The following is a 22,376-nucleotide window of genomic DNA, read 5'->3' on the forward strand; positions in this document are numbered from 1 at the left end:
GAGACGGGGTCCGACAAGTTTCCGCGCCCGGGCTACAGCGGGATCCACTCCGTCGCGGTGGTGACGTCCCGCAGGATCTCCGGGATCGGCTCGACGCCGAGGCCCGGGCCGGTCGGGACGGTCAGGTGGCCGTCGCTCAGGACGAACGGCGCGGTGAGATCGGCGCGGTAGTAGCGGTCGGACGCGGACGTGTCGCCGGGCAGGGTGAAGCCCGGCAGCGCGGCCAGGGCGACGTTCGCGGCCCGGCCCAGGCCGGTCTCGAGCATCCCGCCGCACCAGACCGGCACCCCGTGCGCGGCGCAGACGTCGTGGATGCGGCGGGCCTCCAGGTAGCCGCCGACCCGGCCGGGCTTGACGTTGACGATCGCCGCCGCGCCGAGGGCGATGGCCGCGGCCGCCGTCCGGGCGGAGGTGATCGACTCGTCGAGGCACACCGGGGTGGCGATCCGCTTCGCCAGCTCGGCGTGCCCGAGCAGGTCCTCCTCGTCCAGCGGCTGCTCGATCAGCAGCAGGCCGAACGGGTCGAGCCGGGCGAGGTGCCGCGCGTCCGCCAGGGTGTACGCCGTGTTCGCGTCCACCTGCAGCGGCACGTCGTCGCCGAACCGCTCGCGGACCGCGCGCACCGGCTCGACGTCCCAGCCCGGCTCGATCTTCAGCTTGATCCGCCGGTAGCCGGCGTCGAGGTAGCCGCCGACCGCGTCGAGCAGCTCACCGAGCGACGACATGATGCCGACCGAGACGCCGCAGGGCACCCGCTCGTGCACGGCGCCGAGCTCGCGGGCGAGCGGGCGGCCCTGCTCGCGCAGTTCGGCGTCGAGCACCGCGGTCTCCAGTGCGGCCTTGGCCATCCGGTGGCCCTTGAACGCGGCGAGCGCCGGCCCCACCGCGTACGCGTCCAGCCGCGGCACCGCCGCCAGCGCCGGGATCAGGAAGCGGCGCAGCACGTCGGCGACCGCGTCTACGTACTCGGGCGAGTACCGCGGGCTCGCCATCGCCACGCACTCGCCCCAGCCCTCGGCCACGCCGGTGACCACCCGCACCAGCAGAATGTCGCGCTCTGTCTCCGTACCGAATGAGGTCCTGAAAGGGGTGACCAGCGGCATGCTCGCGCGGCGCAGCTCGACGCCCTCGATCTTCATGGCCGCCGCCCCTCGGGGGCGCGGGTGAGCACGTACCAGCCGTCGCGGTCGAAGCCGGCGAACCGCAGGCCGTCGCCGAGCAGGGCGGTGAGCGTGTCGCGGACCGCGACCCGCCACCGCCGGGCGACGTCGGCGGCCGCCCGGCGCAGCGCCTCGACGTCCTCGGGCACCGCCACCAGCACCGTCTGCCCGGCCAGGGACGCGCCCGGCAGGGGCCCGCCGTCGGGGGCGCGACCCAGCGCGACGGTCGCGGTGTCCGGTCGCGCGCGGCACGGCCGGCCCGCGGGCGCGAGGAGATCCCAGTACACCAGCAGCCGGTCGCTGTCGTCGTCGCCGTTGATCCGGTCGTGCATCGCGCCGTAGAAGTTCGGCAGGTACTCGGCCGGCACCGCGCCGAGCTTCGCCAGGTTGAAGTAGGCGTTGCGGGCGACGAGGGGGTCGAAGGTCCAGCTGATCACGGTGGCGCCCTGCCGCAGGGCCCAGGCGCGCTGGTGCAGCTTGAGGGCGAAGCCGACGCCGCGGCCGGCACCGGCGGGGCCGACGCCGGCGATGTGGCTGTGCAGCTCGCGGTTCGCCGGCGCGGAGAAGAACGCGACCGCGGCGCCGACCGGGGTGTCGCCGTCGTACGCGCCGGCCACGTAGTTGCCGGACTTCGCCAGGGCCCGCAGCAGCTCGGTGGTGAGCAGCGGGCCGTCCGCGTCGCCCTGCCAGATGCCGGCGAGCAGCCGGTCGAGGGACTCGAGCTCGGCCAGGCCGGACACCGGCCGGACCACCACGCCCGCGGCCCTTGCCGCCGCCTCGGCCGCCTCGAACGCCGCGGTGATGGCCCGGCTCACGGCCGCGGCACCGCGACGAAGGCGTTCACGAGACCCATGTCAGCACATGTTCCAGGTGGGCGCACCCCCTGATCAGCCGGAGAACCGCTCGCTGCGCGCCATCTCCCGGTACGCGGCCAGCGTCCCGCGGTCGGAGTCCGGCCGGAAGTCGTGCGGGGAGTCCTCCTGGGTGTCGGTGTCGAACCAGACCACGGCGCCGACGGCCGGGGTGTCCTCCACCCAGGACTTGAGTTTCCCGATCCACTCCGCCTTGCCGATGGCGCCGCCGTCCACGGCGGCGGTCTCGCTGAGGATGATCGGCTTGCGCTTGCCGTACGCCTCGCAGACGGCGGTGAACAGGGTCCTCGGCGTCTCGGAGTAGAAGTCGTAGCCGGAGACGCCAACCCAGTCGACGTAGCCGTCGCCGGGGTAGTAGCGCTGGAAACGGTTCCAGGACGCGTTCGGCGCCGAGTTCCAGTTCGGGCTCCAGACCCAGGCGACGTTGCCGGCGCCCTGCTCGCGGAAGATGCGGTGCATCCGGCGCCATGCCTTCACGTACGCGGCGGCGTCCCGGCCGTTGTGCGCGCCGTCCCACTCGAACCAGTCGCCGTTCATCTCCCAGCCCCAGCGCAGCAGGATCGGCCGCTTCATCCCGGCCAGCTTGCGGGCGACCCGGGCGATGTTGCGGTCGGACGAGCCGTCGTTGATGGCGGCGTACGGCGCGCCGTGCCACGAGACCATCAGCGTGCTGGCGCGGTCGACGGCCGGCTCCGACGAGGGCACGTACCCGTCCCAGGGGTAGAAGACGTGCACGATGCGCTGGTCGCGGCCGAGCTGGCGGCGGCGCAGCGCGAGGCTCTCCCCCAGCGACATCCCGTCCAGCGCGAGGTAGGAGCCGAGCATCGCCCGGCCCGCCTGGAACGGCACGGGTCCGCCGCGCGGTGCCGCCGCCTTCATGACGGCCGGCGGGGCGGACGCGGAAGGTGCCACCGCCGGTGCGGCGACGGACGGCGGCGGCGCGGACGGCGGCGCGGCGACCCGGTCCGGCGCGGCGGGGTCCGTGCCGCACCCGGCCAGCAGCGCGAGCACGGCGAGGGCCGGCAGCGCGCGGCGAGGCGGCCGGCGGCCGCCGGGGTACTGGGCGGTCATGCCGGCTCCCTTGGGGCGATGGGCGGAGCGCGGCGGTCGCGTCCGGCTCCACCCTGCCTCCCCGATCCGCCGCCGTGCGTCGTCCTTTCGCCTCCGTCACGTCGCTGACCAGGCCTTTCGCCGTTCCCAACCGGCGCACCCGGGTCCGGCGGCGCAGCAAAGCGACCGATCCGGCGAAGGGGTCATACCCGACGCCCGTCACCAGTGCGTTACGAAGTCGGCTTTCTTGCCATCATTCGAAGTTTCCGATGATCTGTTCCACTCACGGCCATCTATGAATAGGTTTCACTTCACTATCCATGGACCTCGCTCCCGATCGGGGCGAGGGAAGGAGTGAAGCGTGCGCCGAACCCGAGCCGCCATCGCACTGGCCGTCACCGCGGCGTGGGCCGCCTGGGCCGCCCCGCCCGCGTCGGCCGCCTATCCGGTACGGGCACCCGCGCCGGACCCGGCGGCCGCGGCCGACCGGCTGGTCGGCGACGCCGCGACCGCGCCGGCGCTGCGGCTGGCACCCGAGGACGAACTGCACCGCACCGGCGTGGTCAGCGGCACCCGCGGCCTGCGGTACGTGACCTATTCCCGTACGCACGCGGGCGTGCCCGTGGTCGGCGGCGACGTGGTGGTCACGACCGACGCCGCCGGCACCGTCAAGGGCACCGCGGTCGCGCAGGGCACCACCATCGACGTCCCGGCCCGGGCAACGGTCACCGCGAAGTCCGCCGAACGCACGTCCGCGGCGCTGCTCGCCGACGTCGAGGAGACCCGGGCGGCCAAGCTTGTCGTGCTCGCCTGGGTCGCCACCCCGCGCCTGGCCTGGGAGACGGTCGTGTCCGGGCGTACGGCCGACAAGAAGCCCAGCGTCCTGCACGTCTTCGTCGACGCGCGGACCGGCGCCGTGCTGGACCGCGTCGACGACGTGCGCGAGGGCACCGGCAACGGCTACTACTACGGCGAGGTCGCCCTGGACACGAGCGGCACCGAGGGCTCGTACTCCATGACCGACACGACCCGGCCGGGCCTGAAGTGCGGTGGTCAGAACGGCTCCGCCTACACCGGCACGGACGACGCGTGGGGTACCGGCTCGGGCACCAACCTGGAGACGGCCTGCGTCGACGCGCTGTGGGGTGCGCAGCGTCAGGCCGACATGCTCTCCGGCTGGTTCGGCCGCAACGGGATCCTGGGCAACGGGAACACTCCGCCGATCCGGGTCGGGCTGGCCGACGTGAACGCGTACTGGAACGGCACCTACACCAACTTCGGGCACAACCAGGCGAACACCCGTCAGGCCACCCCGGTCGACGTCGTGGCGCACGAGATGGGCCACGCGGTCTTCCAGAGCACCCCGGGCGGTGCCGGTAGCGGTAACGAGAACGGCGGTATCAACGAGGCCACCGGTGACATCTTCGGCGCGCTGACCGAGGCGTACGCCAACAGCCCGCTGGACCCGCCGGACTACGAGGTCGGCGAGGAGGTGGACCTGGTCGGTGCCGGGCCGATCCGTTACATGTACAACCCGTCCCTCGCAGGTGATCCGAACTGCTGGTCGACGTCGATCCCGTCGACCGAGGTCCACGCCGCGGCCGGGCCGCTGAACCACTGGTTCTACCTGACCGCCGAGGGCTCCGCCCCGGAAGGCGGCCAGGCGTCGCCGACGTGCAACTCGACAACGGTCACCGGTGTCGGCATCCGCAAGGCCGGCGAGATCTACTACAACGCCATGCAGTCCAAGACCTCGACCTGGAAGTACGCCAACATCCGTACGGCGACCCTCGCCGCCGCCAAGAACCTCTACCCCGGCAGCTGCGCGGAGTTCAACGTGGTCAAGGCGGCCTGGGCCGCGATCAGCGTCCCGGCGCAGACCGGCGAGGCCACCTGCAACGTGACCGGCAACGACTTCTCGATCGCGGCCTCACCGGCGGCGGGCGAGGTGCGGGCCGGTGAGACCCTGACCACGACCATCGACACCGCGATCACCGCCGGCGCGGCGCAGACCGTCGCCCTGACCGCGGGCGGCCTGCCGAGCGGGGCGACCGCCACCTTCGAGCCGGCCTCCGTCGTCACGGGTTCCTCGGCGGTACTGACCCTGACCACCAGCGAGACGACCGCGGGCGGCAACTACCCCATCACCATCACCGGTACGGGCGACGACGTCCACTCGACCACCTTCACGCTGACGGTGAACGGCGCGCCGGGCTGCACCGCCGGCAACGCCACCCCCGTCGACATCCCGGACGCCGGCGCCGCCGTCACCAGCACGATCGCGATCAACGGCTGCGGGCGCAACGCCTCGGCCGGCTCGACCGCCGAGGTGCACATCCAGCACACCTACCGCGGTGACCTGGTCATCGACCTGGTCGCGCCGGACGGCACCGCGTACCGGCTGAAGAACAGCAGCAGCTCGGACAGCGCCGACAACGTCGACGCGACCTACACCGTCGACGCCTCGGGCGAGGCGGCCGACGGCACCTGGACCCTGCGGGTGCAGGACGTCTACTCGATCGACGTCGGCACCCTGCGCTCCTGGACACTCACCCTCTAGCGGACGGACGTACGCGAACGGGCGGTCACCGCCCGTTCGCGTACACCGCGCGGAAGCCGAGATGGTCCGAGAGCGCCGTCCAGCGCGACGAGCGCATCAGCCGCTCCGCGCTGTCGATCTTGCCGCCGTTGACCAGGGCGTTCAGCACCACGGTCTCGAAGGCGGCCGACTCCACCCAGTCGATCACCTTGGTGAAGCCGCACAGCATCGCGGCCTTGGTCTCGTGCAGGAAGTCCTGTAGCACCCGGTCCGACGCGCGCAGCACCGAGCAGCTGCCGAAGTACAGCGTCCGGCCGCCGCACCGGCCCGACATCCAGGCCGCGACCTCGTCCAGCTCGACCGTCTGCTTGCTGGTCAGGCAGAGCTGGGTCGGCAGGCCGTGCAGCGCGAAGAAGCCGACCTTGTAGTCCGCGTACCTGCGCGACAGCCAGCTGTCCAGGTAGTAGTGCAGCTCCTCGGTGGTCGCCGTGTCCCGGTGGATGAAGCGGATGCTGCCGAGGCGTTCGAGCAGCTCAAGGGTGGGCAGCACGGAGCCGCGACTGGCCAGGTCGTCCTCCCACTGGCCCTCGACGCAGAACACTCCCCCCGTCTTGGACACTGGCCCTCCTCTGCTCGCCACGAGAGGAAGACGCTAGCCGACCTCGCCCGATCAGATGGGACCACCCGACATAAGGTGGATAGCCCTCATATGATCCCAATCACGGCATAGTCACAGGTCTTTGGCCATGTTGCGGCCGGTCTCGGTGAAGCCGAGCCGCTCGTAGAGTGCCCGGGCGCCGGTGTTGTGGGCGAAGACGTGCAGACCGATTCTGATCAGCTTGTGCTCCCGGCACCAGCGCTCGGCGGCAAGCATGATCGCGCGGCCGTAGCCCCGGCGGCGCACCTCGGCCTCGACGGCGACGTTGTAGACGAACGCGGTGTCGTCGGTGACCTTGACCCAGAGGAAACCGACCCGGCGGTCGCCGTCGCGGGCGTACCAGAAGTGGTGGCCGGGTGTCGCGGACTCGTCGGGAAGCAGCTGTGCGTAGGTGTCGGCGGCGACCCGGGCCGCGTCCCGCGCCGACCGGCCCGACGCGGCGACGCTGCTCGCGTAGTGCGCCTCGGCCTCCACCCGCCAGGGCTTGTACTGGTCCTCGGTCATCGGCTCCAGCCGCACGTCCACCACGACCGCCAACCTACCGAGCCGCGTCCGATCATCAACACACATCCACGGGGGATGTGGTGCAGGCGACCGCGTGGACGTCAACGGGGCCGGCGTTCACGTTTCGATCGACCGGCGTACGAGACGCTCGACGAAGACGCTGACAAAACTGCGGATTCGGGCTGTGGCAAAGTCGCGATAGAACCCGCGTACCCGGCTGTTGAGGTCGGCGCTCGATATCTGATCTCTGGTGTAGCGTCGCTCGAGCCGGCTGATGATCTCATCGATCTGGTCATTTTCGCTTCGTTCCATTGCCGGCGAGGCCAGCCGGCCGGGTTCCATCCCGGGCGGAACCGGGACAGTGGGATGAGCGGCAGTTTGGCGGACCTGCTGTTCCGGCATGGTCTCCACCGCCTTGTCTCGTTGGATTCAAGCCTTGCACGCCTGCCGTGTGCCGGCCTCGATGCGGGCATGAACAATGAAAGTCGGCAGGAGTGGACCGGCCGATCCATCGAATTGGCCGCCGGCCGCCACGGACGGGCCTTAAGCCTCTGTCTGACGTCGCGTGCGCGGGAACACCCGCCTGGCCGCACACGGTGGCAGGCCCGGACAGGGCCGGGTGGGCGATGCGTTCATCGCGGTCATCGCCCTCGGGTTGGCAGGGTGTTCGAACAGGCCCGCGCCCGTTCAGGCGATGTCGACGATCTGTTCGACGGGCAGCCGGGACGTGCGCGGCGCGCCGGTGTCGGCCGGGTCGATCATGCCGAGGCGCAGCACCAGGCAGGGGTAGCCGGCGCTGGCGATCATCGCCCGCAGCGCCTGGCGGGTGGCGATCACTTCGATCGGGGCGCTGTGCGGCACGACGGAGACGCCGTACTCGGTGGCGGTGAGCCAGCCGGCGGACAACGCTTCGCCGGCGCGTAGCCAGGCGAGCGGTTCGTCGGCGCTGCCGTAGAGCATGACGAACACTGCCGCCTTGTCGTGCTCGGCGCTGACCGGAAGCTCACCGTGGTGGCCGAAGTCCCGGCCCGGCACCGTGGTCTGCGTGGCGCGGGCGGGGATGGCGGCATCGGGGACACCGGTGCCGGCCGGGCGGGCGGCGCCGGTCCAGTAGGCGAGTTCGGCCTGCCAGCCGGGGTCTGCTGCTTCGCTGCGCTGCGCGTGATCAGCAGCGGCGGCCAGTTCGAGGACCTGGTCGGGTCGCAGCGTGTGCAGCGCGGTTTCCTGGGCCTCGACGGCCGCGGTGATGGCGGCCAGTGCGTCCGGGTCGACCGGTGTCCCGGTGACCGGGCGCCGGTCGGTATACCGCAACGGAATGGTGCGCAGGTGCAGCGCCGACGGCGGGTCGACCGGTGCCCGGCCCTCGATGTGGAGTCGGGAGAGCAGATCCGGTCCGGCGTCGCGGGGCATCCGGGTCACCGTGACATGCCAGCCCTGCGCGGCCGCCGCGACGCGGGCGTGGTGCAGCGCGACGCCGCAGCTCAATGTCGCCAGCCGGGCATCGGGGTCGCTGACCTGCAGGATCCGGCTGGGTACGAGGTGCAGATCCAGCGTGTCCGCGGTGAGCCGCCACCGCCACGGCTGGGTGTTGTGGATCGACGGGGCGTACCCGGCGGCGGATGCGGCTTCGGCCAGGGCGTGGGTGACGAGTTGCGGGTCGGTGGGGTGGGTCGGTGCGTCGCTGTCCATGGTGGGCCTCCTCGCGGTGTCGTCATGCTGTCGGCCAGCTCCAGTCTCGGACCTCGGGCAGGTCTTCGCCCGCTTGCCGGACGTAGGCCCGGTGTTCGGCGCGTCTCGCAAGTCGAGGAGTCGACGGGAAGTCGCCGACACCAACGCCCGGTCAGCCCGCCACGCGAAATGAGCGTACGGTGAGACCTGTCGCCCGAGACCCCGGTGGCTGTCTGCCCGCCGCCGTCGATTTCGCCCCCTCAGCCGGGGTGACGCCACCGAGCTGACCAGCCTGTCGCTCGGCGTGCCGGTACCGGCCGATGAGCGGCGTCACCTTCTGCTTCGTCCGTGGAGTCGCTCGACGAGCCGCGGAACATGCGTACCGAACAAATGCGAAGGAACGTGAGCGCGATGGTCAACATCGCCAACGGTCACGAAACCCCTGCCCCCACCACCCCCGTCGACCAGACCCGGCGGGACACCGCGAACCACCGGCTCCCCACCGCCGGGCCGGATACCGCACTGTCCGGGACCGGCTCGGCGGCTACCGCGGCGCGGTACCTGCTGGCCGGTATCCGGCTCGCGCTCGGCTGGATCTTCCTGTGGGCGTTCCTCGACAAGCTGTTCGGCCTGGGCCACAGCACCGTCGCCGCGAAGGCGTGGATCAACGACGGCAGCCCCACCGCCGGGTTCCTCGGCAAGTCCGCCACCGGCCCGTTCACCGGCTTCTACCACTCGATCGCCGGCAGCGCCGTGGCTGACGCGTTGTTCATGGCGGCCCTGCTGGGCATCGGCGTCGCGCTGCTTCTCGGCATCGGCATGCGGATCGCCGCGGGCGCCGGCGCCCTGCTGATGGTGCTGATGTGGACGGCTGTCCTGCCGCCGTCCAGTAACCCGTTCATGGACGACCACCTCATCTACGCGGCGGTCCTGGTGGTCCTGGCGCTGCTGGGCGCCGGCAACACCCTCGGCCTCGGCCGCTGGTGGGCGGCCACCCCGCTGGTGCGACGCAACACCTGGCTCACCTAGGCCGGCACGCGCGGCCCGGGCGGTACCGGCCCGGGCCGTCACCGAACTGGGCCGTGGGACCGCCGAGAGTCGGCAGGCGCCCCGACGCCGGGCCAGGGCGCTTGCGGCCCGCGCGGTCCGGATCCCGGCGTGCCGGTCAGGCGGCCACCGCGACCGGCCCGGTGAGCACCGCCGCCAGTTCCAGGGCGGGCATCGGCCGGTAGAAGTGGTATCCCTGCACGAGCGAGCAGTTGAGCCGGCGCAGCAGTTCGGCCTGGCCGGCGGTCTCCACGCCCTCGGCCACGGTGGTCAGCCGCAGGCTGGCGCCGAGGTCAACGATCGCCCGGGTGAGGGTCAGGTCGTCGGGCCGGAAGCCCGCGTCGCCGCGGTCCGGCGGGATGAACGCACGGTCGATCTTGAGGATGTCGACGGGTAGCTGGCGCAGGTACGACAGGGACGAGTACCCGGTGCCGAAGTCGTCGATGGCGACCCGGACACCCCACTCGCGGATCTTGACCAGCCGGGCGACGACCTCGTCCGCCTCGGCCATCGTGGTGGCGACCAGGTCGGTCTCGGTGATCTCCAGCGTCAGCGCCCGCGGCGGCAGGCCGGTGTCGTGCAGCACCTGGAGCACGGTGTCCGGGAATCCGGGGTCGCGCAGCTGCGGGCCGGCCACGTTGACCGAGACCGTGGTGCCGTGCTGTTCGTACCACGGCCGCGCCTCGGTGCAGGCCCGGCGCAGCACCCAGTCCCCGATGGCGCCGATCAGGCCGCTCTGTTCGGCGATCGGGATGAACGCGTCCGGCGGCACCGGCCGCTGGCCGGGCGGGGTCCAGCGCAGCAGCGCCTCCACACCGCGAACGGCACCGGTCGCCAGCTCGACAAGCGGCTGGTAGTGCAGCACGAAGCCATCGTCCTTGAGGGCGCGGCGCAGCCCCGCCACGGTCTGCGCGTAGTCCTGCCGCTCGCTGCGCAGCCGGTCGGTGTAGACCGTTACCTGGTTCTTGCCGGCGCCCTTCGCGGCGTACAGCGCCAGTTCGGCGCCGCGGAGCGCGTCCGCGGCGGTGGCCGGCGCCCGCACCGTGTGCAGGCCGACGCTGGTCGTCAGCGACAGCTCCACCCCGTCGAGCAGGAACGGCTGGCGTACCGCCTCCAGCACCGCGGTGGCCACCCCGACCGTGTGCTCCGGGCTCGCCTCCTCCAGCAGGACGACGAACTCGTCGCCGCCGAGCCGGGCCAGCGTGTCGCCGTCGCCCAGCAGGGTGCCCAGCCGCTCCGCGACCGCGATCAGCAGCTCGTCGCCGACCGGGTGGCCGAGCGTCTCGTTGACGTCCTTGAAGCCGTCCAGGTCGAGCAGCAGCAGGCCGTGTGCCTCGCCGGCCCGGCGCGCCAGGGCACGACCCAGCCGTTCCTGAAGCAGCAGCCGGTTGGCCAGGCCCGTGAGCGGGTCGTGCAGGGTCTGGTGGCTGAGCCGTTCCTGGAGCGCGCGCTGCTCCTCGAGGGCCTCGGTGAGTGCCCGGGCCTGGGCCGCCAGGTCAACGGCGCGGGCCGTGGCGGTCCGGGCGAGCTGCTGCTGCCGGATCACCAGCAGCGTCGACATGGCGGCGGTGGCGGCCAGCGGCACCAGGATGTCGAGCAGCTCCGCCTTGCCGGCGACGAGCTCGTCGAGCAGGGAGACCGCGGTGACGGCCGGGCCGAGCAGCGCGAGCACGATCTGCACCAGGGGCCGCACCTCGACGCCGAACCGCAGCCGCAGCGGGCCGGCCTCGGTCGGGCGCGCGATTGACGGGTGCATGGCCGCGGCGCCGGCGACGACCAGCCCGAGCAGCCAGCAGGCGGTGGAGACCGGGTTGTGCACGACCTGTCCGGTGACGCTGCCGGCGCTGTGTGCGAAGTGCACCATGTCGGCCACGGTCAGCAGCGCGACCAGACCGGAGGCCAACAGGTGCGCCGTCGGCGGCGTGGCACCGGTGAACAGCAGCCGGCCGGCGACCGCCACGACCGCGAGGTCGAAGACGGGGAACGCCATCGCCACGGCCAGCCGGGCACCGGTCACCGGGCTCCCGTCCAGGAAGCCGTCGATGACCAGGGTCCACATGAGCACCGCCAGCCCGCAGGTGACGATGGCCGCGTCGACCATGCCGGTCCGGCGGGCGCGGTGCCCGGCCATCGTCCAGAGCGCGGCGATCAGCAGCGGGTACGCGCTGAGATAGATCAGGTCTCCTACCGACCCGAACGGGATCCGCTGCCCGGTGAGCGCGAACTCCACCGACCAGTACACGTTGCCGGCGGTGGCCACGCAGAGCGCGGCGGCCAGCAACCACCACGGGCGAGCCTGCGCCGGCCGGTGCAGCCGGATGCCGAAGACCGCGGCGGCGATCGCGACCAGCCCGGCGGCGCCGTACAGGGCCTGCGTGGCGCCCCACGGCAGGAACGGGCCGACAAGCACGGTGGCGACACCGACGCCACTGACGTACCGCCATGCGTACCGGCGGAGCCGGCGCAGCCATGACGGCACGGCCTTGGCCGCAGTGGTCGACACCATGTCGTCCGCCCTTCCTCACGTCGACCCCATGGATACGCGACGACGGGTTACCGGCCGGGTGCGAGCGGGGCACCGGCAGGTTGCGGGCGGGCCTGCGACGTGGCAGTCCGACGAGCGGCGGCTAGCCTGTGCCGCGTGATCGTACGTGACATCCGGATGATCGACGACCGCCCGGTGCGGTTCGTCATGGTCCCCACCGTCGAGGACACCTTCAGCTTCCCGGCCTCCGCGGTGCTCGCCGACCGCCCGTCGGTGTCGCGCCACGTCGTCGCGGTCGCACTCGGCGTGCTCGTCGCGCTGGGCTCGATCGGGTGGCTCGGCAATCAGGTGGTCTCGAAGCACGTCGCCGCGTGGACCCCGTCAGCCGCGTTCGCGTGCGCGATGGCCCTGTTCGTGCTCTGCGTCGTCAACTGGAAGTTCGGCTCCTGGTGGATGTACCCCGTCGCGCTCGTGCTCGCGTCGCCCGTCCTGATCGGGGTCGCGCCGACCCCGGCCGTCGTCGCGGTCGTCGGTCTGGCCGGCCTCGGCTACGCCACGTGGCGCGGTGACCGCGCGCGCAGTCGCCGGTGGGCACGCACCGCTCCGCTTCTTGAGAGCCACGTCCGCACCGACGCCGTCGTCACGGACCTGGCCCGCGACGCGGGGAGCGGCAGCGCACCGGCCAACCGCATCGAGCTGACCGTGGCAGCAACCGGTGGCAGCGGTCTGACCTGGACGTTCACCGCCATCTCCCAGTCACCGGCCGGCGGGTTCTATCCCATGCTGGGCGACCCGATGGTGGTCTGGTACGCCCCCGGCGACGTCGCCGCCGCAGCGGTGTGCGCCGCCCAGCCGCTCGTCAACATCGCGAGCAACCGCCCGGGCCGGTGACGGCCAAAGCCGGTCCACGGCGTACCCGTCGCGCCATCGGCTGTGTAATTATCAGCCTCGATCGCCGTGTCGTCACCGGAGGAGGAAGCCATGGTCAAGGTCGTCCACCAGCCGAGGGTCGCCTGGGACGCCGCGCTGGCGTTCGTGCGTGCCGCCGCCGGGCCGAACTCCGCGGACTTCGGCGCCAGGCTGGAGAGCCGGCTCGGCGCCGAGCTGCACGACCAGTTCGTCGTCACCCGGCAGCGGCTGCTCCTGGCTCGCGGGGGCGGTGACCGGCACACGGCCGACGTCGAGGCCGGCCGGTGGCGGGTTCTGCTCGAGGATCTGCTGCGCGTCCGGCCGGACCTGACCGGTGCGGTCGTGGAGCTGACCGGCGGCGGGCCCGGGGTCTAGTCCTCGGCCGCCGCGGCGCGGCGGCGCTCGGCGAGCTGCCATTCGAGCAGGTAGCGGCGTACCTGCTGCGCCTGGTTCTCGGCCAGCGTGTAGGTGATGACCACCTCGGCGTCGTTGCCGTTGTCCTTGTCGGACTCGCGGGTGAGCAGCACCGTGCCGCTCACCGCGAGGGTGTCCTCGCCCAGCACGACCCGCGCGTCCACCGGGTCGCCCTCGGTGAAGTGCAGGTCGGTGATGTAGCAGCGGAGCGCGGCCTCGCTGACGTCCTCGACGGTCGCGTTGCGCCAGCTCCGGTCGCCCTCGAGGCGAAGCTGTGCCGTCTCGCCGCCGCCGCCGCGGAAGAAGGTCCGGCGGGTGACGGGCACGGGGTCGCTCACGACGCGCAGCCGCCAGCGCGTCTTCGAGGAGGCCATCATCTCCGCGCGCACCCGGTAGCGGTGCGGCGGGCGGTTCCAGGCAATGTTGATCACGTCTTCGTCGGACGGGAGGGCGATCTCCAGCTCCTCCGGCGGGGCCGGCATGACCAGCACGCCGTCCTCGTACTCCTCGACGCGCGACTCCCACTCGACGCCCCGGGTCTCCGGGTTGATCACGGTCGCGACCGTCAGTTGGTCCTTGTCTCGTGGCACCGCACACCTCGCGTCTCAACGGCTGAATGCGGGCCACCCGCCGAGCGAGCCGTCCGCAAACGCACATATCGTCAAAGCGGGGAGGCACGCCAGAGGTTGCCAGGTGCGACTTACGCCACATTTCGGTCACAGCAGCAGGGAGCGTCGCCACAGGGCCAGGCCCGGGCCGCCGATCAGGTCGAGGTCCCGGAGGTAGGCGACGACCCGCTCGCCGGCCCAGCGCATCGTCTCGCGGTGGTTCGGGTTGGCCAGCGCGGCCCGGCGGCCGGCCGCCGGGTCGATGCCGACCGACCGGTACACCGCCGGGGAGACGATCCGGCGGCCGGTCAGGTACGCGGCCCGCGCGATGACGAGGCGGTCGAACGCGAGCCGGCGGGTGCCGGCCGCGCGCACCTGGCGGGCCAGCTCCTCGCGGGCGTAGCGGACGTGCCGGGCCTCCTCGATGACGTGGATCCGCGACACCATCCGGACCAGCGGCTGGACCGTCTCGTCGGTGGACGCCTCGCGCTGGAGCGCGTCCAGGATCTCCTCGGCGATCAGGATGGCCGCGTACATCCGGGGGCCGGTCGCGGTCGCCGCGATCCACCGGCCGAGCGCGTCGTCGAAGCCGCCGACCTTGTAGACCGGGCAGTCCAGCTTGTCGATCATGCGGCCGAACATCACCGAGTGGCGGCACTCGTCGGCGATCTCGGTCAGGGCGTACTGGGCGTGTGCGGCGGTCGGGTCCTGGCGGTAGTACTCGCGGATCAGCAGCTGCATCAGGATCGTCTCGAACCAGACGCCGAGCGAGGCGATGCTGACGACCTCGTGGCGGGTCAGCGTGATCCGCTGCTCCTCGCTGAGCGTGTCCCACAGGTCGGTGCCGTAGAGGGTGGAGCGGTGCTGCGGGGTGAACCAGCGGCCCTCGACCAGCGGCGCGTCCCAGTCGATCTCCACCTGCGGGTCGTACGCGTGCTCGGCCGAGGAGCGCAGCAGCCGGGTCGCGGTCTGTTCCCGATCGGATTCGGCCATGGAACCCTCCAAGAGTTGACGTTACCGGAAGTAACAGCTACTGCTAGTACAATGAACTCTGTCGATGAGGGCGTCAACCGTCCCGACGGGCGCAGCCGTCGCTGGGCCGACCACCGCGAGCGGCGCCGGGTCGAGCTGATCGAGGCCGTGATGGAGGCGATCCGCGAGCTCGGCCCGGAGTCCGGCATCGACGCCGTCGCCGCGCACGCCGGGGTGAGCAAACCCGTGCTGTACCGCTACTTCACCGACCGGTCGGGGCTCTGGCTGGCCGTCGGCCGGCGAGCGGCCAGGTCGGTGGTCGAGGCCATCGCGCCCGCGGTCTCCGCGGTGCGGGAGGAGCGCGCGGTCGTCGCCGCGGCGATCGACGCGTACCTGACGTTCATCGAGGCCGACCCGCACGTCTACCGCTTCGTGGTGCACCAGCGCGGCATCGCCCGCGACGCCGACGTGGTCGCCGACGCGATGGGCACCGTGGCCAGCGGGCTGGCCCGGATACTCGGCGACCGGCTGCGCGCGCTGGGCCTGGACTCGGGCCCGGCGCTGCCCTGGGCGTTCGGGCTGGTCGGCTACGTGCAGACCGCCGGCGACTGGTGGCTGCGCGAGCAGCAGCCGATCAGCCGCACCGCCCTGGCGGAGTACCTGACCACCTTCCTGTGGGACGGCATCGCGGGCATCCGCCGTGCGGCCGACACCCCGGGCGGGCTGGCCGCGGCGGCCCGGACGGCGGACGACCGATGAGCGACGGCGAGGAGGACTACCGGGGCGAGGCCACCATCGAGGCCGGCGACGTCACCGTCACGGCGCGGGTGCGGCTGTCGGTGCGCTTCGAGCCGGTCGAGGGGCGGTACCGGTGGGCCGGGCGGGCCGCGCCGGACCCGGCGCTGACGGCACAGTTGCGCGGCGGGATCCGGGAGGCGACCGTGCGGATCGGCGACGGCTCCGCCCGCGCCCGGCTCGGCGAGCCCGACCCGTGGGGCGGCATCCGCCTCACCGGGATCGGCCCTCCCCCGTGGCCCGCAGTTCCCGCGGGGTGACGCCGAACCAGCGCCGCACGGCCCGGCTCAGCGCCGACTGCTCGGCCAGCGAGATCATCGCGGTGACCTGGGTGAACGGCAGGTCGGTCTGGGTGATGAGCCGGGCAGCGGTGGCGCGCCGGACGTCGTCGAGGATCGCCTCGAACGTGGTCCGCTCGGCGTCGAGCCGGCGCTGGAGCGTACGGGGATGGGTGCGCAGCAGCCGGGCGATCGCGGCGAGGGTGACCGGCGACGAGCCGAGCGACTGGGTCAGCAGCAGGTGCACGCGACCGGAGAGCGCGCGGCCCGGCGCCGGGAAATGGCTGGTGATGTAGTCCAGCGCGATGTCGCGCAGCACCTGGTTGCCGCCCGGCACCGCGGTGTCGGCAAGCGCGCCGGGCACCCGCAGCACCGCGTCCGCCCGGCCGAAGCGCACGTCCGCGCCGAAGAAGCCGGTGTAGGTGGCGATCGGGGCGAGCGGGGCGTGCGGCAGGTGCACCGAGCGCAGCCCGTACGGGCCGCCGTGCAGCAGCACGATGATCCGGTGGAACAGGCCCAGCCCGAGGTCGACGACCTGCGGCGGCAGCGGCTCACCGGTGCCGCGGTACAGCAGCCCGACGACGCCGGACCGGCCGGCCGGGTCGGGGATCTGGGAGACGGTCAGCGCGGGGCTGTGCACGAACAGGAAGCGGTTCGCGGTGTCCAGCGCGTCGCCGAACGTCGGCGAGTTCTCGATGGCCAGGGCGAGCGGGCCGAGCACCGTCGCGTTCTGCTGCCCGGCCAGCCGCAGGCCCAGGTCGTAGGCGCCGAGCTCGGCCGCCGCGGTCTCCAGGACGCGACCGGCCGCGGTCGTGCCGACCACCGCGTCGTCGGAGTCCAGCGCGGCCGGCGGGATCCGGAACTGGGCGAGCAGCCCGGCGCCGTCGCCGCCGAGCGAGTCGACGAGCTCCGGCAGCCCGCGCAGCGAGGCGGCGCGGACCATCGAATCCATGAGGCACGGTATCGGACGTGTCGTGCAGAGGTAAATCGTTGTCGCGTCAAAGCAAGTTCATCGGCGGTGCATGCCCGAGACTGACGGCTATGGCGGAACACTTCGACGTCCTCATCATCGGTGCCGGGCTGTCCGGGATCGGCGCGGCCTGGCGGCTGCGGCGCGAACGCCCCGGCACCACGTTCGCGATCCTGGAGGCCCGCGACGCGATAGGCGGCACCTGGGACCTGTTCCGCTTTCCGGGCGTGCGCTCGGACAGCGACATGTACACCCTCAGCTACCCGTTCCGGCCCTGGCGAGGCCGGGAGTCGATGGCGCCGGGCGCGAGCATCCGCGCGTACATCCGCGACACCGCCGACGAGGGCGGCATCACCCCGCACATCCGCTTCGGCGCGCGGGTGGAGCGTGCCGACTGGTCCGACGGCCGGTGGACCGTGCGGCTGACCGGCGGCGAGACCCTGACCTGCGGATTCCTGTACGCCTGCGCCGGCTACTACGACTACGCCGGCGGCTACCAGCCGGACTTCCCCGGGCTGGCCGACTTCGCGGGGCGGTTCGTGCACCCGCAGGCCTGGCCCGAGGACCTCGACTATTCGGGCAAGCAGGTCGTGGTCATCGGCAGCGGCGCGACCGCGGTGACGATCGTGCCCGCGATGGCCGCGACGGCCGGGCACGTGACGATGCTCCAGCGCTCCCCCTCGTACCTCTCCGTGCTGCCCGAGCGGGACGTGGTCGCCGACGCCCTGCGCCGCGCGCTGCCCGCCCGGGCGGCGCACAAGCTGGCCCGGGTCAAGAACATCCTGCTGGCGCAGGGCTTCTACCAGCTCGCCCGGCGCCGCCCCGAGCGCTTCAAGGCGATACTGCGCCACGTCGCCCTCCAGCACCTGAACGATCCGGCGTATCTCGACGCGCACTTCACCCCGGCGTACCAGCCCTGGGACCAGCGGCTCTGCGTGGTGCCGGGCGGCGACCTGTTCAACGCCGTCAGCGACGGCGCGGCGTCGGTCGTCACCGACCACATCGACCGGTTCGTGCCCGAGGGCATCGCGCTGCGCTCCGGCCGTACGCTGCCGGCCGACGTCGTGGTCTGCGCGACCGGCCTGTCCCTGCTGCCGATCGGCGGGGTGGCGCTGACCGTCGACGGCGAGGCGGTGGATCCGGGCACCCGGGTCGCCTACCGCGGGGTGATGCTCAGCGGGGTGCCGAACTTCGCCTACTGCATCGGTTACACCAACGCCTCCTGGACGCTGCGCGCCGACCTGTCGCACCGCTACGTCCTGCGCCTGCTGTCCCACCTGGAGCGGCACGGCTACGCCAGCGCCACGCCGGTGGAGACGCCCGGCGAGCGGCGGCCGCTGCTCGACCTCACCTCCGGCTACGTGCAGCGGGCCCTGGACCGGTTCCCGCGACAGGGCGACCGGGACCCGTGGACCGTCCGCCAGAACTACCTGCTCGACGTGCTCACCACCCCGCGCGCCGACCTGCGGCGGGACATGACCTTCACGCGCCGCGACGCGCCCGTCCTCGAGGAGATCCGATGACCCGCCTGAGCCCGTACCGTTTCGCCGGCCGCACGGCCGTGGTGACCGGCGCCGCGAGCGGCATCGGTGAGCATGTCGCGCACGGGCTCGCGGCCCGGGGCAGCGACCTGGTCCTGGTGGACCGCGACGCGCTGCGGCTCGACGCGGTCGCCGAGCGGATCCGCGCCGCGCACCCGGGTGCGGCGGTCGAGACCCTGGTCGCGGACCTGGCCGACCGCGCGGCGGTGATCCGCACGGCCGAGGGGATCCGGGAGCGGCACCCGGCGATCGGCCTGCTTGTCAACAACGCCGGCGTGGCGCTGGGTGGCCGCTTCGACCAGGTCAGCCTGGCGGAGTTCGAGTGGGTGATGGCGATCAACTTCACCGCGCCGATGCTGCTCATCCACCACCTGCTGCCGGCGCTGAGCGCCGAGCCGGGCGGCCACCTGGTGAACGTGTCGAGCCTGTTCGGGCTCATCGCCCCGCCCGGGCAGTCGGCGTACAGCTCGAGCAAGTTCGCGCTGCGCGGGCTCAGCGAGGTGCTGCGCGGCGAACTGCTGGAGTCGGGCGTCGGCGTGACCACGGTGCATCCCGGCGGGATCCGCACCCGGATCGCGCAGAGCGCGCGGATCGGCGAGGGTGTGCCGCCCGACCAGGTCGACGAGCAGCAGCGCGCGTTCGACGCCCTGCTGACCTATCCGCCGGAGAAGGCCGCCGAGGAGATCCTCGACGGGGTCGAGCGGCGCCGCGGCCGGGTCCTGATCGCGGCGTCCGCCAAGCTCCCCGACCTGCTGGCACGCCTGATGCCGGTCGGCCACATGCGGCTGATCGGCATGCTGACGGCGGCCGCCGGCCGCGGTGCCCGGGCGGGAGCGGCCAAGTGATCAGGGAGCTGCCGGTCGGTGGGGCCAGCATCCGCGTCCGCGAGAGCGGCGACCCGGCGCACCCGCCGGTGCTGCTGCTGCACGGCATCGGCCGCAGCCTGGAGGACTGGGACCCGCAGCACGAGCGGCTTTCGGACGCCTACCGGGTGATCTCGCTCGACCTGAGCGGCTACGGCATGTCGACGGCGGTGCCGGGCCCGATCGGCCTGGCCTCGCTGGCGGACACGGTCGCCGCGACCGTCGACGCCGTCGGCGAGGACCGCCCGCTGCACGTAATGGGCAATTCCCTCGGCGGCGCGGTCGCCATGAAACTGCTCGCGACGACTCCGTCACGGGTGGCGACATTGACGCTGGTGAACAGCGCCGGTTTCGGCAAGGAAGTGACCCTGGCGCTGCGCATTCTCGCTATTCCGGGGCTCGGAAAGCCATTGATGCGCCGCATCGACCCGAAGGCCGCGCGGCGGATCGAACGCACCCTGTTCCACGACCGGGCGCACGTCACCGACGAGCGGGTGGAGTTCGCCGTCCGGGTCGCCGCGCGCCCCGACAACGCGCGGGTCTACCTGGCGACCGCGCGGGAGCTCGGCACGTTCCGCGGCGTGCGCGCACCGTGGCGGGAGACCCTGTTGTCGCAGGTCGCCGCCCATCCCCGGCCGACGCTTGTCGTCTGGGGCGACCGCGACCGGGTCCTGCCGGCGATCCACCTCGAGGCGGCGCGGGCGGCCCTGCCGCACGCGCGGAGCCACCTGTTCGCCGACACCGGCCACATGCCGCAGATCGAGCGCGCCGACGAATTCGCGGACCTGGCCCGGCGGTTCCTGACCGCCCATTCCCCGGCGATATGACGGAGGGTCATCGCCCGATCCCGTAGAGCATTTGGCAATTGGCGCAGGCAACCTATGATGCGACTCATTCGTACTCATAGGTGACCGCACGCCGCCGCTCTACGTGAGGACCGCGCTTTTGCTCTCCCGCCTCGTCACGATGTTGCTGCTCCTGCCGCCGGCCGTCGCCGGGCTCGCGACCGGCACCGCCACGCCGGCGCACGCCATCGCCGGCGGGCAGGACGTCATCAGCGGGAGGTACGGCTTCGCGGTCAAGCTCACGATGACCGGGCTGCCGACGGCCGGCGGCGGGCGCCGCGACAGCTCCTGCTCCGGTGCGCTCATCGCGCCGCGGTGGGTGATCACCGCGGGGCACTGCTTCAAGACGGCGAAGGGCACCCGGGTGTCGCGCCCGGTGGCCCGGCTGACCACCGCGACGGTGGGCCGCACCGACCTCAACGGCAAGGCCGGCCACCAGGTCAAGGTCGTCGAGGTGCACCAGTCCCCGACCACCGACGTCGCGCTGGCCAAGCTCGCCGGGCCGGTCACCGACGTGACGCCGGTGGTCCTGAGCAGCAAGGCGCCCAAGGTCGGCGCGATCGTGCGGCTGGCCGGGTACGGCCTGACCGAGGACGGCGACGAGTCCACGCTCGCGACCCGGCTGCAGACCGGCCAGTTCGAGGTGGTCTCGCGCACCCGCACCTACCTCGGCACGACCGGCCACGCGCCGCGCGCGAACACCAGCCCGTGCTCGCACGACTCCGGCGGGCCGTACTTCACCCAGCGCGGCGACGGCGCGGCGGTGCTGGTGTCGGTGGTCAGCCACGGCCCGTCGTGCCCGCACTCGAAGGTCGACCTGAGCGGGCGCATCGACACCATCCGCGGCTGGATCACCGGCATCGCCGGCGAGCCGGCCCCGGCGGCCACCACCAGGGCGCCTGCGCGCGCACCATCCAAGCCCGCCCGGCCGCCGGCCGCCTCGGTGCCGCCCGGCGCGGACCAGCGGCTCGTCAGTGGACCGTCGCGGGGCGGCGACACCCTGCCGCCACCCGCCACCGTCTCCCTTGTCGTGCTGGGCTTCGGCGGCGTGATCGCGGCCGTGCTGGGCACCCGGGCCCGGCGGCGCACCCGGCGGCGGGCGGCGATACGCCGGCACCGCCGCGGGTGACCGCGCCGTTGCGGAGCGTTCCTATCCTGAGGTCCCGCGGACACCGGCCTCAGGAAGGCACCCGGCGATGGCGCAACCCAAAAGGCGTTCCCGTCCCCGTCCCCACCTACTGACTCGGCAACCTGAGGCTCCGGAGGCCCCGGTCGCGCCCGAACCCGCGGCGACCGGAGGGGTCAGCACCAGGGAGCTGGTCGCGGTCGGCTCGGCGCTGCTGATCCTGCTGTTCCTCATCAAGATCTACGGGGTCGGGCGGTACTCGCTGACCACGACGACCGCGCTGCTTGCCGCGACGCCGACGCAGGTCGCGCTCGGCACCGTGACCGTCTACGCCTACTACATCCTGCCGGCCGTCGCCCTGGGCACCGGCTGGTTCGCGATCCGCTACCGGCGCCGGATCCAGCCCGCGCTGTGGCCGCTGATCGCGATCGTGGTCCTGGTCACCGCGCTCGCGTCGCCGTACAAGTACCTCGTGCAGGCGCTCGCCGTCGTGCTCGCGGCGCTCTGCGGGGAACTGATCATCCGGCGGTACCGGCGCAGGTGGGCCTCGTCGGCCGACGAACGCCTGGTCCGGCGGGGGCGCTCGCTCGACGGCTGGCAGGGCCAGTCCGTGCTCTACCTGGGCGCGGCCGCGCTGGCGTTCCAGTTCATGCACAGCCTCGACGCGCCCTGGGTCTCGGCGCAGGCCTTCCTGCTCAACACCGCGGCCGTGCCGGCGACGCAGCAGATGACGGTGGACCGCAACCAGCTCCGGGTGGTTCCGGAGCGCCTGTTCTACGGCTACCCGATTGCCGAGACCGAGGAGTGGGTGACCGTGCTGCACGCGGAGACCCGGTACGTCATGCGGATACCGCAGTCCGCGATCGACACCCGGCTCACCTGCCACAACGAGGACGATCAGCTGACCGGGGACCAGCCGCTGCTTGAGGCCCTGAAGGGAAATCAGTACAACTCACCCAATCTCGACTGCCGCAAGGTCCTGGAGTACCTCGCGACGAAGGCTCCCGGGCAGCCGCCGCCGACCTGGAACTAACGGTCGGCGTGCCCCCTGCGTCATCGCAGGCCGGGCCAC

General features: G+C 72.6%; 22 protein-coding genes. 11 read left to right on the forward strand and 11 right to left on the reverse strand.

Going from position 1 to position 22,376, the window contains the following annotated elements; all coding sequences use genetic code 11:
• Positions 1–32 precede the first annotated feature (32 nt).
• From menC to BJ971_RS20150, 3 genes are all read right to left on the reverse strand, one after another.
• Positions 33–1,139: an o-succinylbenzoate synthase gene (menC, locus tag BJ971_RS20140; protein ID WP_184994802.1), complete on the reverse strand. Its 1,107-nt coding sequence runs from the start codon at positions 1,137–1,139 to the stop codon at positions 33–35.
• Positions 1,136–1,975 carry a GNAT family N-acetyltransferase gene (locus tag BJ971_RS20145; protein ID WP_239087265.1) on the reverse strand — a complete coding sequence of 280 codons (840 nt, stop codon included), beginning with the start codon at positions 1,973–1,975 and terminating at the stop codon, positions 1,136–1,138. The genes menC and BJ971_RS20145 overlap by 4 nt, the downstream gene beginning before the upstream one ends.
• Positions 1,976–2,047: 72 nt before the next feature.
• A complete protein-coding gene (locus tag BJ971_RS20150; RefSeq protein ID WP_184994803.1) occupies positions 2,048–3,103 on the reverse strand; it encodes a glycoside hydrolase family 26 protein in 1,056 nt (351 codons plus the stop codon).
• Positions 3,104–3,443: 340 nt separating this feature from the next.
• Here BJ971_RS20150 and BJ971_RS20155 point away from each other — a divergent pair, with 340 nt between their 5' ends.
• Complete coding sequence (locus tag BJ971_RS20155) at positions 3,444–5,642, forward strand: M4 family metallopeptidase (RefSeq protein ID WP_203709176.1); 2,199 nt, start codon at positions 3,444–3,446, stop codon at positions 5,640–5,642.
• A gap of 25 nt (positions 5,643–5,667) precedes the next feature.
• Here the strand turns inward: BJ971_RS20155 and BJ971_RS20160 are convergent, their stop codons facing one another.
• The 4 genes from BJ971_RS20160 to BJ971_RS20175 all read right to left on the reverse strand — a co-directional run bounded on the left by BJ971_RS20160 (position 5,668) and on the right by BJ971_RS20175 (position 8,472).
• A complete protein-coding gene (locus BJ971_RS20160) occupies positions 5,668–6,240 on the reverse strand; it encodes a DUF6642 family protein (RefSeq protein WP_184994804.1) in 573 nt (190 codons plus the stop codon).
• 111 nt (positions 6,241–6,351) lie between these two features.
• Positions 6,352–6,807 (reverse strand): GNAT family N-acetyltransferase, encoded by a 456-nt coding sequence (locus BJ971_RS20165; RefSeq protein ID WP_184994805.1) that lies wholly within the window; start codon positions 6,805–6,807, stop codon positions 6,352–6,354.
• A 93-nt stretch (positions 6,808–6,900) separates the two neighbouring features.
• Positions 6,901–7,185 (reverse strand): three-helix bundle dimerization domain-containing protein, encoded by a 285-nt coding sequence (locus tag BJ971_RS20170; protein ID WP_369076802.1) that lies wholly within the window; start codon positions 7,183–7,185, stop codon positions 6,901–6,903.
• Positions 7,186–7,470: 285 nt separating this feature from the next.
• The gene (locus BJ971_RS20175; RefSeq protein ID WP_184994807.1) at positions 7,471–8,472 is read right to left on the reverse strand and encodes an Acg family FMN-binding oxidoreductase; all 1,002 of its coding nucleotides are present in this window, start codon (positions 8,470–8,472) and stop codon (positions 7,471–7,473) included.
• A gap of 390 nt (positions 8,473–8,862) precedes the next feature.
• Here BJ971_RS20175 and BJ971_RS20180 point away from each other — a divergent pair, with 390 nt between their 5' ends.
• Positions 8,863–9,480 (forward strand): DoxX family membrane protein, encoded by a 618-nt coding sequence (locus BJ971_RS20180; RefSeq protein ID WP_184998983.1) that lies wholly within the window; start codon positions 8,863–8,865, stop codon positions 9,478–9,480.
• 136 nt (positions 9,481–9,616) lie between these two features.
• On the opposite strand, the gene BJ971_RS20185 is transcribed toward BJ971_RS20180, so the two are convergent.
• The gene (locus BJ971_RS20185; RefSeq protein WP_184994808.1) at positions 9,617–12,004 is read right to left on the reverse strand and encodes a putative bifunctional diguanylate cyclase/phosphodiesterase; all 2,388 of its coding nucleotides are present in this window, start codon (positions 12,002–12,004) and stop codon (positions 9,617–9,619) included.
• 135 nt (positions 12,005–12,139) lie between these two features.
• Here BJ971_RS20185 and BJ971_RS20190 point away from each other — a divergent pair, with 135 nt between their 5' ends.
• Together BJ971_RS20190 and BJ971_RS20195 are read left to right on the forward strand one after the other, a co-directional pair.
• Positions 12,140–12,874, forward strand: a complete 735-nt coding sequence (locus BJ971_RS20190) for a hypothetical protein (RefSeq protein WP_184994809.1) — start codon at positions 12,140–12,142, stop codon at positions 12,872–12,874.
• 90 nt (positions 12,875–12,964) lie between these two features.
• Positions 12,965–13,267 carry a hypothetical protein gene (locus BJ971_RS20195; protein WP_184994810.1) on the forward strand — a complete coding sequence of 101 codons (303 nt, stop codon included), beginning with the start codon at positions 12,965–12,967 and terminating at the stop codon, positions 13,265–13,267.
• Here the strand turns inward: BJ971_RS20195 and BJ971_RS20200 are convergent.
• Both BJ971_RS20200 and BJ971_RS20205 read right to left on the reverse strand, forming a co-directional pair.
• Positions 13,264–13,896 carry a hypothetical protein gene (locus BJ971_RS20200; RefSeq protein WP_184994811.1) on the reverse strand — a complete coding sequence of 211 codons (633 nt, stop codon included), beginning with the start codon at positions 13,894–13,896 and terminating at the stop codon, positions 13,264–13,266. The two genes, BJ971_RS20195 and BJ971_RS20200, sit on opposite strands and share 4 nt — an antisense overlap.
• A 126-nt stretch (positions 13,897–14,022) precedes the next feature.
• The gene (locus tag BJ971_RS20205) at positions 14,023–14,907 is read right to left on the reverse strand and encodes an AurF N-oxygenase family protein (protein WP_184994812.1); all 885 of its coding nucleotides are present in this window, start codon (positions 14,905–14,907) and stop codon (positions 14,023–14,025) included.
• Positions 14,908–14,958: 51 nt separating this feature from the next.
• On the opposite strand from BJ971_RS20205, the gene BJ971_RS20210 reads away from it, so the two are divergent.
• Entirely contained in the window at positions 14,959–15,645 is a 687-nt protein-coding gene (locus tag BJ971_RS20210) for a TetR family transcriptional regulator (protein ID WP_184994813.1), read from the forward strand.
• Complete coding sequence (locus BJ971_RS20215; protein WP_184994814.1) at positions 15,642–15,941, forward strand: DUF4873 domain-containing protein; 300 nt, start codon at positions 15,642–15,644, stop codon at positions 15,939–15,941. Before BJ971_RS20210 ends, BJ971_RS20215 begins: the two co-directional genes overlap by 4 nt.
• Here the strand turns inward: BJ971_RS20215 and BJ971_RS20220 are convergent.
• The gene (locus BJ971_RS20220) at positions 15,895–16,911 is read right to left on the reverse strand and encodes an AraC family transcriptional regulator (protein ID WP_239087368.1); all 1,017 of its coding nucleotides are present in this window, start codon (positions 16,909–16,911) and stop codon (positions 15,895–15,897) included. The two genes, BJ971_RS20215 and BJ971_RS20220, sit on opposite strands and share 47 nt — an antisense overlap.
• 89 nt (positions 16,912–17,000) lie before the next feature.
• On the opposite strand from BJ971_RS20220, the gene BJ971_RS20225 reads away from it, so the two are divergent.
• The 5 genes from BJ971_RS20225 (at position 17,001) to BJ971_RS20245 (ending at position 22,337) form a co-directional block, all read left to right on the forward strand.
• Positions 17,001–18,452 carry a flavin-containing monooxygenase gene (locus BJ971_RS20225; RefSeq protein WP_184994815.1) on the forward strand — a complete coding sequence of 484 codons (1,452 nt, stop codon included), beginning with the start codon at positions 17,001–17,003 and terminating at the stop codon, positions 18,450–18,452.
• A 5-nt stretch (positions 18,453–18,457) separates the two neighbouring features.
• On the forward strand, positions 18,458–19,315 hold the full coding sequence (locus BJ971_RS20230; protein WP_184998985.1) for an SDR family NAD(P)-dependent oxidoreductase: 858 nt from the start codon (positions 18,458–18,460) through the stop codon (positions 19,313–19,315).
• On the forward strand, positions 19,312–20,160 hold the full coding sequence (locus BJ971_RS20235; protein ID WP_239087367.1) for an alpha/beta fold hydrolase: 849 nt from the start codon (positions 19,312–19,314) through the stop codon (positions 20,158–20,160). The genes BJ971_RS20230 and BJ971_RS20235 overlap by 4 nt, the downstream gene beginning before the upstream one ends.
• Positions 20,161–20,299: 139 nt before the next feature.
• On the forward strand, positions 20,300–21,307 hold the full coding sequence (locus tag BJ971_RS20240; protein WP_184994816.1) for a S1 family peptidase: 1,008 nt from the start codon (positions 20,300–20,302) through the stop codon (positions 21,305–21,307).
• A 67-nt stretch (positions 21,308–21,374) separates the two neighbouring features.
• Positions 21,375–22,337, forward strand: a complete 963-nt coding sequence (locus tag BJ971_RS20245) for a hypothetical protein (protein WP_184994817.1) — start codon at positions 21,375–21,377, stop codon at positions 22,335–22,337.
• The last annotated feature ends 39 nt before the right edge of the window (positions 22,338–22,376 follow it).

Origin of the sequence: Amorphoplanes digitatis (genome assembly GCF_014205335.1) — a bacterium.
GTDB classification, from domain to species: Bacteria; Actinomycetota; Actinomycetes; order Mycobacteriales; family Micromonosporaceae; genus Actinoplanes; species Actinoplanes digitatus.